Annotated in this window: 12 protein-coding genes; 6 read left to right on the top strand and 6 right to left on the bottom strand. The window is 56.8% G+C overall.

The window, feature by feature from the left end; genetic code table 11:
* Positions 1-22: 22 nt before the first annotated feature.
* From rpoD to ACR0I8_RS06560, 4 genes are all read right to left on the bottom strand, one after another.
* On the bottom strand, positions 23-2,011 hold the full coding sequence (rpoD, locus tag ACR0I8_RS06575) for an RNA polymerase sigma factor RpoD (RefSeq protein ID WP_170689829.1): 1,989 nt from the start codon (positions 2,009-2,011) through the stop codon (positions 23-25).
* A 114-nt stretch (positions 2,012-2,125) separates the two neighbouring features.
* The gene (gene dnaG, locus ACR0I8_RS06570; RefSeq protein WP_170689828.1) at positions 2,126-4,075 is read right to left on the bottom strand and encodes a DNA primase; all 1,950 of its coding nucleotides are present in this window, start codon (positions 4,073-4,075) and stop codon (positions 2,126-2,128) included.
* 80 nt (positions 4,076-4,155) lie between these two features.
* Positions 4,156-4,452 (bottom strand): hypothetical protein, encoded by a 297-nt coding sequence (locus ACR0I8_RS06565; protein WP_170470269.1) that lies wholly within the window; start codon positions 4,450-4,452, stop codon positions 4,156-4,158.
* Positions 4,453-4,569: 117 nt separating this feature from the next.
* Positions 4,570-6,000: a Glu/Leu/Phe/Val family dehydrogenase gene (locus ACR0I8_RS06560; RefSeq protein WP_170376235.1), complete on the bottom strand. Its 1,431-nt coding sequence runs from the start codon at positions 5,998-6,000 to the stop codon at positions 4,570-4,572.
* Between the two features lie 426 nt (positions 6,001-6,426).
* Here ACR0I8_RS06560 and ACR0I8_RS06555 point away from each other — a divergent pair, with 426 nt between their 5' ends.
* From ACR0I8_RS06555 to ACR0I8_RS06545, 3 genes are read left to right on the top strand one after another with little or no spacing between them, the layout of a single operon-like run.
* Positions 6,427-8,115, top strand: coding sequence for a Tad domain-containing protein (locus ACR0I8_RS06555; RefSeq protein WP_170376233.1), 1,689 nt, complete (start codon positions 6,427-6,429; stop codon positions 8,113-8,115).
* Complete coding sequence (locus ACR0I8_RS06550; protein ID WP_170376231.1) at positions 8,112-8,681, top strand: TadE family protein; 570 nt, start codon at positions 8,112-8,114, stop codon at positions 8,679-8,681. Before ACR0I8_RS06555 ends, ACR0I8_RS06550 begins: the two co-directional genes overlap by 4 nt.
* The gene (locus ACR0I8_RS06545; protein WP_170376229.1) at positions 8,671-9,363 is read left to right on the top strand and encodes a hypothetical protein; all 693 of its coding nucleotides are present in this window, start codon (positions 8,671-8,673) and stop codon (positions 9,361-9,363) included. Before ACR0I8_RS06550 ends, ACR0I8_RS06545 begins: the two co-directional genes overlap by 11 nt.
* Here the strand turns inward: ACR0I8_RS06545 and ACR0I8_RS06540 are convergent.
* On the bottom strand, positions 9,352-9,819 hold the full coding sequence (locus ACR0I8_RS06540) for a hypothetical protein (protein ID WP_170376227.1): 468 nt from the start codon (positions 9,817-9,819) through the stop codon (positions 9,352-9,354). The two genes, ACR0I8_RS06545 and ACR0I8_RS06540, sit on opposite strands and share 12 nt — an antisense overlap.
* Positions 9,820-9,977: 158 nt before the next feature.
* Here ACR0I8_RS06540 and ACR0I8_RS06535 point away from each other — a divergent pair, with 158 nt between their 5' ends.
* Positions 9,978-10,889 (top strand): pirin family protein, encoded by a 912-nt coding sequence (locus ACR0I8_RS06535; protein ID WP_170376225.1) that lies wholly within the window; start codon positions 9,978-9,980, stop codon positions 10,887-10,889.
* A gap of 24 nt (positions 10,890-10,913) precedes the next feature.
* Here the strand turns inward: ACR0I8_RS06535 and ACR0I8_RS06530 are convergent, their stop codons facing one another.
* Entirely contained in the window at positions 10,914-11,501 is a 588-nt protein-coding gene (locus ACR0I8_RS06530; RefSeq protein WP_170660497.1) for a TetR/AcrR family transcriptional regulator, read from the bottom strand.
* An 84-nt stretch (positions 11,502-11,585) separates the two neighbouring features.
* Between ACR0I8_RS06530 and ACR0I8_RS06525 the strand changes: the two genes are divergently transcribed.
* Together ACR0I8_RS06525 and ACR0I8_RS06520 are read left to right on the top strand one after the other, a co-directional pair.
* The gene (locus ACR0I8_RS06525) at positions 11,586-11,849 is read left to right on the top strand and encodes a hypothetical protein (protein ID WP_480702908.1); all 264 of its coding nucleotides are present in this window, start codon (positions 11,586-11,588) and stop codon (positions 11,847-11,849) included.
* A gap of 126 nt (positions 11,850-11,975) precedes the next feature.
* Positions 11,976-13,262: a homoserine dehydrogenase gene (locus ACR0I8_RS06520; protein ID WP_170689826.1), complete on the top strand. Its 1,287-nt coding sequence runs from the start codon at positions 11,976-11,978 to the stop codon at positions 13,260-13,262.
* The last annotated feature ends 10 nt before the right edge of the window (positions 13,263-13,272 follow it).

Genomic DNA, 13,272 nt, shown 5'->3' with positions numbered 1-13,272 from the left:
TCTGTTCGGGGCGCCTTTGATCTTACTGATCCAGGAAGGACCGCAGTTTCCGCGATCTGCTTGGATGCTTCAGCTTCCGCAGGGCTTTCGCCTCGATCTGACGGATACGTTCGCGGGTCACGCTGAACTGCTGACCAACCTCTTCCAGAGTGTGGTCGGTGTTCATGCCGATGCCGAAACGCATCCGCAGAACCCGCTCCTCACGCGGGGTGAGAGAGGCCAGAACCCGGGTCGTAGTTTCCTTGAGGTTTTCCTGAATGGCGCTGTCCAGCGGCAGCACTGCATTCTTGTCCTCAATGAAATCACCCAGCTGGCTGTCTTCCTCGTCGCCGATTGGCGTCTCAAGGCTGATCGGCTCCTTGGCGATCTTCATCACCTTGCGCACTTTCTCAAGCGGCATCTGCAGTTTTTCGGCCAGTTCTTCCGGCGTCGGTTCACGACCGATTTCGTGCAGCATCTGACGACCGGTCCGGACAAGCTTGTTGATCGTTTCGATCATGTGGACCGGAATACGGATCGTCCGCGCCTGATCCGCGATCGAGCGTGTGATCGCTTGACGGATCCACCAGGTCGCATAAGTCGAGAACTTGTAGCCGCGGCGGTATTCGAACTTGTCCACCGCCTTCATCAGACCGATGTTACCTTCTTGAATAAGATCAAGGAATTGAAGGCCACGGTTCGTGTACTTTTTGGCGATCGAGATTACCAGACGCAAGTTGGCTTCGACCATTTCCTTTTTGGCCTGACGGGCTTCTTTCTCGCCCTTCTGAACCTGTTGCACGATGCGACGGAATTCGCTGATATCCAGACCGACATATTGACCGACCTGAGCCATATCACTGCGCAGTTCCTCAACCTTGTCGGTCGAGCGTTCAATGAACATCTGCCAGCCCCGGCCTGGCTTTTCAGCCATATCGGTCAGCCAGTTCGGGTCCAGTTCACGCCCGCGATAGGCGTCAATGAACTCCCGACGGTTGATCCGGGCTTGGTCGGCCAGTTTCACCATCGAACTGTCCAGAGACATGACGCGGCGGTTGATGCCATAGAGCTGGTCGATCAGCGCCTCAATCCGGTTGTTGTGCAGGTGAAGACCGTTCACCAGTTCAACAATCTCAGCGCGCAGCTTCTGATAGGTCTCTTCGTCTTTTTCACTGAACGAGCCATCTTCGTTCAAAGTGGCCGAAATCCGGCTGTCCTGCATCTCGGACAGCATCGAGAAATCGGTCGAGATCCGTTCAAGCGTGGTTAGAACCTGATCCTTGAGGGCGGCTTCCATCGCGGCCAGCGACATGTTGGCCTGATCGTCCTCGTCATCATCATCGTCATTGCTCAGCGGGTTGCCATCGGCATCCAACTCGGGGCCGGTGTTTTTGGCGGGTTTGGCCGATTGCACGGCCGAGGTATCGACGACCGGCTCTTGCACGTCACCATCTTCGTCCATCTGGTTGCCAAAGGTGGTTTCCAGATCAATGACGTCGCGCAGAAGAATGTCTTCAGACAGAAGTTCGTCATGCCAGATGGTGATCGCCTGGAAGGTCAGAGGGCTTTCGCACAGACCCGCAATCATCGTGTTCCGGCCCGCTTCGATCCGCTTGGCGATAGCGATCTCGCCCTCACGGCTCAGCAGTTCGACCGAACCCATCTCACGCAGATACATACGCACGGGGTCGTCGGTGCGGTCCAGCTTTTCGGTCGCGGCACCGGCCAGAGCCACCTCACGGTTGTTGTCCGTGGTGGTCAGTTCGGTCGAACCTTTGTTTTCTTCTTCCTCGGCCTCTTCATCTTCGATGATGTTGATGCCCATCTCGGACAGCATCGACATAACGTCTTCGATCTGTTCCGAGCTGACCTGATCAGGCGGCAGAACCTGATTGAGCTGGTCGTAAGTGATGTAACCTTTCTCGCGGGCCTCGGCGATCATCTTCTTGACCTGGGCCTGGCTCATGTCCAGCGAGATTTCCTGTTCCTGCTCGTCTGACTTGCGATCTTCTGACGTGTCTTTGGCGGCCATTCAATGCTCCTGCAGGGATGGGTGATTCGTTTGATCCGAATCATTAGCGCGTGAAACTGATTCGGCCACCCGTTTACCTGTTTTTCTTTTCCAGTGCTTTACGAAAACATCACTTCAGCGACGTTTCCGTTCGAAATTGATCCCGGACATGATTGCCTTGAACGCATCCTTTTCGTCGCGATTGATTCGCGCGCCATTGTCGGCAATGTCGAAAACGGCCCTGTCTTCATTCTGGCTGCGGCTTGTACGGTTACGCTCTTCGGCGGCTTGCGCCAGCCGATATGTCAACGCCTCATCGGCCAGATCAGACAGTTCCTCTGCGGCTTCGGCAATCTCAGCATCCAACCCCCGGAGCGCTTTGATTTTCGCGAGTTCCTCGGCCAGTGTCATCTCAGCCTTTTCAACGTCGCCTGGTTTGAACACACAGGGGATCACTGCGACATGGCGAAGGCTCAGCAGATTTTCAAGGGGTTCGGCCCCCAAAGTTTCAACGATGTGATCCCTCAGGTTTTCAGGGTCATCAATCGCATGGCGCAAAATGGCATGACGCAGAGCAGCATGATCAGCATCGTGACAATCCATCTCTTCCAACTGCGCCTCGAACTGGACCACGACCTGCGGGTTCAGAATCGCAATGGCCAGAATCGCGGCTTCGCGCAGATGGATGTCCGCATTGTCCGAAGACGCCAGGAACGAGGCCCGCGCACCCGCCGTCGCAGGCTGTTTCTGCGGCTGCCACTTCCCTTTTGGTTGCCACGCACGGTTTTGTGACTGTCTCTGCGGCCGAAACAATTGCCAGCGCAGATCCTTGATCTCTTGCCCGTAGTGGGACCGGATCGAGGGGTCACGGATCTGCTTGATCTTGTCGCGCAACACCTTGTCGAGCGCGGCTTTGCGTTCAGGGCTGTCAAAAACCTTGCCCTCAGTCTCGCGCTGCCAAAGCAACTTCACCATCGGGATGGCCCCGTCCAGCACGGCCTGTACAGCCCCCGCCCCGTCGGCCCGTAGCAGATCATCCGGGTCTTTTCCTTCGGGCATCAGCGCAAAGCGCAGGGACTTTCCGGCCTCAAGTAGAGGCAAGGCCAGATCAACGGCCCGCATCGCCGCGCGCAGGCCCGCGGTGTCGCCATCCAGCGCAATGATCGGCTCATTCGAAATCCGCCAGAGCAGCTGCAACTGATGTTCAGTAATCGCCGTCCCAAGCGGAGCGACCGACGCGCCGAACCCGGCCTCGGCCAGCGCGATAACATCCATATAGCCCTCGGCCACGATCAGCGGCTGCCCCTTCCCGGCCGCCTGCCGCGCAGGCCCATGATTATATAAGCTGCGGCCCTTATCGAACAACTCGGTCTCGGGTGAGTTCAGGTATTTGGCGTTGTCATTCGGGTCCATCGCCCGACCGCCGAATGCGATACACCGACCGCGCGGATCACGGATTGGGAACATGATCCGGTTGCGGAACGTGTCATATGGCTTCTTGCCCTTGTTCGACGGCTTAGCCAGACCCGCCCCAAGGATCAGATCTTCGGCCACGTTCTTGCCGGTCAGATGATCCCACAGCGCCTGCCAGCCGTCCGGGGCAAAGCCGATCTCCCATCGCTCCAACGCCTTGGCGTCCAAACCCCGACGGGCCAGATAGTCGCGCGCCGCACTGCCCGCCCCAGTCTTGAGTTGCAGGCGAAAGAACTGAACCGCCTGCTCCATCACCTCGGCCAGTTGCGTGCGGCGGTCTTGTTTTTCCTGCGCTTTCGGGTCGCGCGCGGGCATCGGCATGCCAGCTTCGCGCGCCAGAATTTCTACCGCCTCCATGAAGGAAACGTTTTCCGTTTCCTGTACGAAAGTAAACGCGTTGCCTTTGGCATGACAGCCAAAGCAGTAGTAGAACCCCTTTTGGTCATCCACATGAAAAGACGCCGTTTTTTCGTGGTGAAACGGGCACGGCGCCCACATGTCCCCCTTGCCCTGATTGGATTTTCTCTGATCCCACATGACTTTACGCCCAACAACCTGAGACAGGCTCAGCCGGGTGCGCAGCTCATCGAGAAATCCGGGGGGCAATGACATGGCTCAAACCTGCCAGAAATGAAAACGCGCGCCAAGGGGATGACGCGCGGTTGTCCACAGGGAAATTTCTGAGTTGTGGATTATTGCTGCAAACACAGCTCGAGCCACGCCGCACCAAGATCCTTTTTGCGCACGTCGCGCATCTTTTGCTCATAGACCCAGGGCGTGATCAACGGGATCGCCGCGTTATAGTTCTCGGGCCATGTGGGGCTGGTTTCAGCCACCGCCTGCACAACATCGCGCTCTTTCACCTTGTCCAGACGCGCTTTCTGGATCGCGGCCACCACATCGGCCTGATACTGGCAGCTTTGTTCCTTGGTTTCGGCGGCGGCCAGAGGCGTTGCAAGCAAGGCTGCAGCGATGGCGATACGCAACATTGAGGTCTCCCGGATTCGTTTGTCTGCGCGCAGCTTACCTGCCAGCGCCGTTTTCGCAATCGACGAGCAGAATTCAGTTTGCGCACGGGGCAGAAAAGCCACCCCATGCGCCAAGTCTCAAAGGCCTTTGGCCCTGTAGCTTTTGGCCACGCGATCAATTGCAACGATATAGGCGGCTGTGCGCAGATCCTCGACATCGTCGCGGCTGTGCCAAACCTCGCGCATGGACTGGTAAGCGATCCGCATCGTGTCATCGAGGCCTGAGCGCACCAGCTCCAGCTCATCCGCGCCTTTGAGGTACTTGGCCTTGAAGTCCGGCGACATTGACCAGGCATCGCCCAGATAACGATCCAGCCGTTCAAGCTCGCTTACGATCAACTCATGCCGTGCCTCTTCTTGACGGCGCTGCATGCGACCAAATCGAATGTGGCTGAGGTTCTTCACCCATTCGAAATACGAGACCGTCACACCGCCCGCATTAGCATACATATCAGGAATGATGACGGTGCCCTTCTTACGCAGAATTTCATCTGCACCCGCGGTCACCGGTCCATTCGCGGCCTCGATGATCAGCGGCGCCTTGATCCTGTCGGCATTGTCCAGATTGATGACACCTTCAAGAGCCGCCGGGATCAGGATGTCGCAGTCTGCCTCAAGCACCGAAGCGCCATCAGTTGAGTGGGTCGCGTCCGGGAAATCCTTCACGCCACCATGTTTGACGATCCAGTTGCGCACCGCCTCAACGTCGATACCGTCCGGGTTATACAGCGCGCCGTCCCATTCGATGATCCCGATAATACGCGATCCGTCTTCCTCAGCGAGGAACTTGGCCGCGTGGTAGCCCACGTTGCCCAATCCCTGTACAACGACACGCTTGCCGTCCAACTTGCCGGACAAACCGGCCTTGGCGATGTCCTCAGGGTGGCGGAAGAACTCGCGCAGTGCATATTGGATGCCCCGCCCTGTCGCCTCGACCCGCCCGGCAATGCCGCCTGCGTTCAACGGTTTGCCCGTCACACAAGCGCGTGCGTTGATGTCGGTGGTGTTCATCCGTGCGTATTGGTCAGCCATCCAGGCCATCTCGCGCTCACCCGTACCCATGTCAGGGGCCGGAACGTTTTGCGATGGATTGATCAGATCGCGCTTCGCCAGCTCATAGGCAAAGCGTCGAGTGATCTGCTCCATCTCGTGTTCTTCGTATTTGCGCGGATCAATGCACAGCCCGCCTTTCGAGCCGCCAAAAGGCGTCTCAACCAAGGCGCATTTGTAGGTCATCAGCGCAGCAAGCGCCTCAACCTCGTCCTGGTTCACCGCCAAGGCATAACGGATACCGCCCTTGACCGGCTCCATATGCTCGGAATGGACGGAACGGTAGCCGGTGAAAGTGTGAATCTCACCGCGCAAACGCACCCCGAAACGAACCGTGTAGGTGGCGTTGCAGACCCGGATTTTCTGCTCAAGACCAGGCGGCAGATCCATCAGGGACGCCGCCCTGTTGAACATCAGATCCACACTTTCACGAAAGCTCGGTTCCTTGGTGCTGGTCATTAATCCCTCCGTACCGGTGAATGACGAACGTTATGGCGTTTTGTCGCACCACTGGCCCGAAGCTGCAATCTTTTATGATGAAAATTTCATCACTTTATAAACGGGTGATAGAAAACCTCCTACTGAGTCGCCTTGGAAATTTTCGAAGCGACCATTGTCGACACAACAGAAACAAAGCGCCCGCGATCCTGCCAAATGCAGCGGTTTGCCGTTCAATCCCAGCAGCATAGTGGCAAAGTCGCCCAAATCTCGCCACGTTCGCCGACTATATTCTTTAAGTTGATATGACCCGCCTTCCGTGCGCCGGATTACCTGCAGGGACTAGATATGAGAAAAGTGTTTAGGAATTCTGAATCCAGAAGACTCGAGCAATCCAGCCGCTCCGACAAAGGTGCTGCGTCGTTCCTGCGTTCGGAGCGCGGGACCATGACCATCCTGACGCTGAGTTTGATCCTTATCATCTTCACTGTGGGTGGATTTGCCGTCGACATGATGCGCTATGACCATGAAAGAGCGCGTCTTCAGTATTCGCTGGACCGCGCCGTTCTGGCCGCTGCAGACCTCCAACAGGATCTTTGCCCAAAAGACGTAGTGCAGGACTATCTGGTCAAAGAAAACCTAGACACATTTCTGGATGGAGAAGTCGTAGTCTCCCCAAGATCCTGCGATGATGACGGCAACAAGTTGATCGTCGGGCAGCGCCGTGTAGAGGCAAGTGCCACGATGCCGGTCCGCATGCATTTCATGAAATGGTGGGACGTCGATTCGATTAACGTGAACGTTGTCAGCGTCGCCGAAGAGTCCATCGGCAACGTCGAAATCGCTATGGTTCTCGATGTTTCAGGCTCCATGAGAGGGTCGCGCCTGACCAACCTACAAGGTGCAGCCAAGAGCTTTGTCACCAAAATGTATGAGAACACGAGTTCCGACAAACTCTCGATCTCGATCATTCCTTATGCAACGCAAGTGGGTGTTCCTTCTGCCGTCATGAACCAGCTTACGACTGCCGGCTCCAACAGATTTGCCAACTGTATCGACTTTGAAACCTCAGATCTGGCGGCAGGCGCATTCGATCTGACGCAAACCTACAACCAATCGCTATACTATTCACGCTATGGCGGCGATCAGCGTCCGTCCGGTGGGTTCAGCTCACCGCGCATTGACGAACGGTGCCGTTCTGAAGCCAGCCGTCAACTTGTTGTTCACCAGAACAACGAGACGAACCTGCACAACTACATCGACTCGTTTTACGCACGCGACAACACATCGATCAATGTCGGTATGAAATGGGCGCTGACGGTGCTGGATGAAAACTTCCGCCCCGTTGTTACCAACATGATCGCAAACGGCCAGGTACCGGCCGATTTCGCGGGCCGTCCTGCCGATAGCGTCGGTAGTGATACGATGAAAGTCATCGTTCTGATGACCGATGGTGAAAACACTTCTCGCACATGGGTCAAACCGCCATACAACGACGGGCAATCGGGCATCTGGTGGAACGGAGACGAAGATATCTATTCCGTCAACGTGAACCACTATGACGAAGACGAGGACAGCTTCAGATATGCGTGGTTGGGCGTAGACAGGGCATATTGGGACAGCAGTCGCGGTAAATACTGGGTGCGAGACGAGTATCAGGACCACGCATTTGGCAACAGCGATTTCGATGTCTACCTTTGCAGAGGAACGTACTACAGCAGCGGCTATTGCGACAACCTCGACAGGGACGAGGTTCGCCAGATCGATGAAAATGGGACCGCCTTTTCTCTGACATGGCCTGCCTTGTGGGAGCGGACCTCGCGATATGAAATCTATAAGTTGCTGTATGATTCCGTGGGTTCGACCTATGCATACAACTGGTACTATGCGGCGACTGAGACCGAAAACCGTTCTACAAAAGACGATCAGGTCGAAGCGATGTGCGACTATGCGAAATCGGGCGCAAGAAACATCTTGATCTTCTCGGTCGCTTACGAGGCCACCACCAACGGTCGAAACCTCCTATGGTACTGCAAGTCGGATGAAAACGCTTATTTCGCGCCGACAGGATCCGAGATTGGTGAAGTCTTCGACGATATTGCTGCGAGCATCCAGAATCTGAGGCTGACCCAATGATCCGACATCTGAATAAAATGCTGCGAAGGTTTCGCCGCGAAGAAAAGGGAATGGCCACAATCGAATTTGTGATGTGGTTTCCGATTTTCATAATGACCACCTATTCCGGGGTCGAGATGGGGATCGTGGCATGGAACCATGCCAACCTGGAGCGCGCCTTGGACTCAACGATCCAAGATGTGCGCATGAACCGGATTGATCTCTATGAAGGCGAAACAGCTTGGACGCATGATCTGATCAAACAGATCATCTGCGATGAAGCAGGTGGCATTCCGGACTGCATGAATAGCCTTGCCGTTGAGATGACGAGGGTCAATCAATTCGACAGTAGTACGGTCCTTACTGGCGACTTTGATCGTCCGTTTTGCGTGGATACCCCTGAAGAAATTCGCGGCAAAGACGACCAGATCTTTTCACCCGGAACGGCAAACGAACTGATGATCATTCGGGCGTGTGTCGAAATCTCTCCTTTGTTCTTCGGCACTACTCTTGGACAGCTAGCTCGACAAGATCCCGACGGACAGTATGAACTTCATGCAACAACGGTGTTTGTCCATGAACCTTAAGTCATTTTTCAAACGGCACCTTGGCAATGCTACTGCGCGTTTTCTTCAGAAAGAAGACGGCGTCGTCAGCATCGAAGCCATTATGGTGTTTCCCCTACTCTTCTGGTCCGTCTGGACCACATATACCTATTTCGACGGATATCGTCAGGGCGCCAGCAACCTAAAGGCAGCCTACGCCGTTGCCGATATCCTGTCCCGAGAAAAAAACACGGTGACAGATCAGTACATCACATCAATGTACGATCTTCAGAAGTACATGATTGAAGAAGGCAACGGGTTGGCGCTGCGGATCTCTTTCGTGCGTTGGGACACTGGCGACGAAGGCACGGACAGTGATGATCGTCACTTCGTAGAGTGGTCCTGTACACGCGGTGAAGGGCTAGTGCGGTGGTCGAACGAAACAGTTAATCAGGTTTCGGATCGCATTCCGATCATGGCGGACAATGCCACGATGATTTTGGTCGAGACAAGGCACCACTACGTGCGTCCGTTCAAACTCGGGTTCGGCAGCAACGACTTCTTCATCGACAAGTTCATCTTCACACAACCCCGCGGATACACCTTCATCGAAGGGCCAGACTCGTGCAAGGACGCCAACAACGTGGGTGACGGCGGGGGTGATAGCGGACACGACGACAGTACTCCGGAAGATAACACCACCGTGGAGCCGTCAACGCTGTAACACCATAGCCGAGAGTATCTCGGACATGAACTTGGCCTCGGCGGATGCTGTCATGCCGCCGACGCCAACCCGGCGGCCCAGCCGCCACCACAGACCGGGGGCCCAGACATTGCTGGCCTTTTCGCGCGTTCGCACCAGAAACCCATTGGACGGTTTGAACGCGAAAACACCTCGGTCCACAGCTTCAATCTCATCGACCCGCGCAATCACCTGCCCCGATCCGGTGCGCAGCTCTGATGCAGTCAGCTCGATCCTGTCCTGAGTGGCCATCCAAACGCGATAGGCCAACCACAAGGACGACGCGCCAACCGCCAACAAAAACACCTGCCAGACGAGTTCGGGCGGAGAAGCCAGCGCCACGTAAATCACCAAAACACCTACGCTGCCCAGCATGGCAACACCGGCCACCCGTCTAGGGGATGATGCCTCGATCGTTGCCAGCACTTCGTCCTGCATGACTGCCTCCTGTCTGTCTGCTGTCTCGTGTATCCGCTTTGCGCAGAAATAAACAGGCCCTCCCCTGCCCTACATTTGCGCACATTCATGGTGCCTCTGCGCAAATTGACCAGTCCTCGGCTGGGCATACATCCTGCAAACAAATGAAGGAGGTTGCCATGTCCCTCAGACCCACATTGGAAACACGCAAGGCCGTACCGACGATGGAAGGTGCGGGCGTCAAGCTGCATCGCGCCTTCGGGTTTCAAGACCCGTCCGAATTGGACCCGTTTCTGTTGTTCGACGACTTTCGCAATGAGAGCCCGCAGGACTATCAGGCCGGCTTTCCCTGGCATCCTCATCGCGGGATCGAGACGATCACCTATGTGCTGTCCGGTACGGTCGAGCATTCGGATTCGCTGGGCAACAGCGGGACGCTTGGCGCGGGTGATGTGCAATGGATGACGGCGGGGTCGGGCATTCTGCATCAGGAAATGCCGCACGGCAATGCTTCGGGCCAGATGCACGGGTTTCAGCTCTGGGGCAACCTGCCCTCGGATCAGAAAATGACCGCTCCGCGCTATCAGGACGTTCAGGCAAAAGAGATTCCCGAGGTCATCGACGATGACGGCACAACAGTGCGTGTTATCGTGGGTGAGTTCTGGGGAAAAACCGGCCCGGTGGACGGTATTGCTGCAGATCCCCAGTATCTGGACGTGCAAATACCGGCTGGTGTCAAAAAGACCTTCAAGATCGATACCTACCGCCGCGCTTTTGCCTATGTGTTCCAAGGTCAGGCGGCCTTTGCCGATGCGTCCCAGCCGACCGGAGTTTTGTTGGAAAAGGAAGTCGCCGGGCAAGAGGTCAATATCCGCGACATGTCCGGAGACCGCACTCTGGTACGGTTCGGCACCGGGGATGAGATCACGGTTCAGGCCGGGCCTGAAGGCGTTCGATTTCTGCTGATCTCGGGTGCTCCGATTGATGAGCCTGTGGCATGGCACGGACCCATCGTCATGAACACGCGTGCCGAACTGGAACAGGCGTTTCGTGAGCTGCGCAATGGAACCTTCATTCGCCCTGCCCACTAAGGCTAAGCCTGACCCGAATATGGGTCAGGCCGTCACTGCGCGGCGAACCATGTCCCAATAAATCTGCTCAACCTCGTCCAACGACAATCGCCCACCCGAGCGATACCAGGTCATCACACCATTCAGCATCGCAATCACCGCCAGCGTGGCGATCTTGGTGTCCGAGATCGCGAAGTGACCGGCTTTTTGGCCCTCACTCAATATCCGCTCCAGAGAGTCCTCGTAGGCGCGGCGCAGATCCTCGATCTCTGCGAAGTTGTCCGGAGTCAGGTTGCGCAACTCCATATAGGCGATGAAAACCTCGTCGGGGCGTTCCAGATGAAACCGGATGTGGAACCCGACAAAGCGGCGCAGAGCCTCTTGCGCGTCGCCGGTTTCACCAAGCGCATCATAGGCTTGCTGCAGCTCCTGCATGTGGTCGCGCATCAGGCGGAACAACAGGCTTTGCTTGTCGGGCGTGTAGTTATACAGCGCCCCGGCCTGAACGCCGACCTCCTTGGCGATCTGGCGCATCGAAACTGCGGCGTAGCCATGGCGGGCAAAAAGACCCAACGCTGCCTTGCGGATGCGCGGGCCGGTTATGTCCGAATGTGATCCCTGTGTACGAGCCATGGACCGACACTATCTGAACGCACGTTCAGATAGAACCCCGCTTGAACAGATCGGGTAAAAGAGGCATCACAAGACCAGTCCTTTGTGAAAGCACCCGTTATGAAGCGCCTGCACGTTCTGGTTCTGATACTGACCCTTGCCGGATGCACAAACTTCCCCGAGTTGGAAGGCAGCGAATCCCGCGCGGTCAAGACGGCGCCTTACCCCAAGCTTTTGCCTCTACCTAACGTTCTGGGCGCGCCTGCCGATCCGGTCAGCGAAGCCTCAGCCGTTGAGCAGGACCTGACTGCCCGGAGCGAGGCTTTGGCGAAGAAAGCCGAAGCGCTGCAAAACGCGCAGATCAACTAAAGATCGGCTTTTCCCAGCCCCGGCCAACGCGTGACGGATTGCGCCCGTGCCCTGAACCGGCTAAGGCAGCGCTGAATGGGCAAAAGGCCCGAAATCAGACTGGTACGAGCGAAAGGAACCCACGGGATGACACAGGCGCTGCGGCTTGGAATTGCGGGCTTGGGAACTGTTGGCGTGGGTGTTGTCCGGATTGTCCGGCGTCATGCCGATCTGTTGCAGGCACGCACCGGACGCCCGATTGAAATCGTCGCCGTCTCAGCCCGTGATTCAAGCAAGGATCGGGGCGTGAACCTGTCGGACTATGCGTGGGAAACCGATCCCGTAGCCTTGGCAAAACGCGATGACGTGGACGTGTTTGTCGAGTTGATGGGCGGTGAAAACGGTCCAGCCAAAGCCTCGGTCGAGGCGGCGCTGGCCAGCGGAAAGGATGTTGTTACGGCCAACAAAGCCCTGCTGGCCATCCATGGTCAGGAACTGGCCGAGAAGGCCGAAGCCGCAAGCCGCGTGATCCGGTTCGAGGCCGCCGTTGCCGGAGGCATCCCGGTGATCAAATCCCTCACCGAAGGTCTGGCTGGAAACGAGATCACCCGCGTGATGGGCGTGATGAACGGCACATGCAACTACATCCTGACCCGCATGCAATCGCAGGAAAAAGGCTATAACGCGCTATTCGATGAATGCGCTGAACTGGGTTACCTCGAAGCGGATCCGAACCTGGATGTGGGTGGTATTGACGCGGCGCATAAACTGGCCCTGCTGTCCTCGATCGCGTTTGGCACGAAGCCGAATTTCGACGGGATCGAGATTGAAGGCATCCAGCACATCAGCCTCGACGATATCCATCAGGCACATGACATGGGCTACCGGATCAAGCTGCTGGGTCTGGCCCAACGCACCGCACGCGGTCTGGAACAGCGTATGCAGCCCTGCCTCGTGCCCAGCGACTCGCCGCTTGGTCAACTCGAAGGCGGCACCAATATGGTGGTCATCGAAGGCGACGCAGTTGAACAAGTGGTGCTGCGCGGCCCAGGAGCGGGCGAAGGACCAACCGCAAGCGCAGTGATGGGCGATGTTTGCGATCTGGCACGGGGTCTGACAATCTCGACCTTCGGGCGCCCTGCGTCCAGCCTTCAAGACGCCACCCCAGCCATCACAGGCCTGCCTGCGCCGTATTACCTGCGTCTGGGCTTGCTGGACAAACCCGGAGCGCTGGCCAAGGTTGCGGCCATTCTGGGGGACGCGGGCGTGTCGATTGACCGGATGCGGCAGTACGGCCACAGCGACAGCACCGCCCCCGTCCTGATTGTCACCCACAAAACCACTCGGGCCACTCTGGACGTGGCGCTGGACGGGTTCCGCACAACCGATGTTGTTGCGGGTGAGCCTGTCGCGCTGCGGATTGAACAGGTCTGAACCCTTGCAG

The sequence above is a fragment of the Ruegeria sp. BG9 genome, assembly GCF_056538305.1.
This window is presented reverse-complemented; position numbering and strand designations above follow the sequence as displayed.

Bases quoted from the DNA above. Each gene is read 5' to 3' on its own strand.
- rpoD (WP_170689829.1), bottom strand. From the start codon at position 2,011: ATGGCCGCCAAAGACACGTCAGAAGATCGCAAGTCAGACGAGCAGGAA.
- dnaG (WP_170689828.1), bottom strand. From the start codon at position 4,075: ATGTCATTGCCCCCCGGATTTCTCGATGAGCTGCGCACCCGGCTGAGC.
- ACR0I8_RS06565 (WP_170470269.1), bottom strand. From the start codon at position 4,452: ATGTTGCGTATCGCCATCGCTGCAGCCTTGCTTGCAACGCCTCTGGCC.
- ACR0I8_RS06560 (WP_170376235.1), bottom strand. From the start codon at position 6,000: ATGACCAGCACCAAGGAACCGAGCTTTCGTGAAAGTGTGGATCTGATG.
- ACR0I8_RS06555 (WP_170376233.1), top strand. From the start codon at position 6,427: ATGACCATCCTGACGCTGAGTTTGATCCTTATCATCTTCACTGTGGGT.
- ACR0I8_RS06550 (WP_170376231.1), top strand. From the start codon at position 8,112: ATGATCCGACATCTGAATAAAATGCTGCGAAGGTTTCGCCGCGAAGAA.
- ACR0I8_RS06545 (WP_170376229.1), top strand. From the start codon at position 8,671: ATGAACCTTAAGTCATTTTTCAAACGGCACCTTGGCAATGCTACTGCG.
- ACR0I8_RS06540 (WP_170376227.1), bottom strand. From the start codon at position 9,819: ATGCAGGACGAAGTGCTGGCAACGATCGAGGCATCATCCCCTAGACGG.
- ACR0I8_RS06535 (WP_170376225.1), top strand. From the start codon at position 9,978: ATGTCCCTCAGACCCACATTGGAAACACGCAAGGCCGTACCGACGATG.
- ACR0I8_RS06530 (WP_170660497.1), bottom strand. From the start codon at position 11,501: ATGGCTCGTACACAGGGATCACATTCGGACATAACCGGCCCGCGCATC.
- ACR0I8_RS06520 (WP_170689826.1), top strand. From the start codon at position 11,976: ATGACACAGGCGCTGCGGCTTGGAATTGCGGGCTTGGGAACTGTTGGC.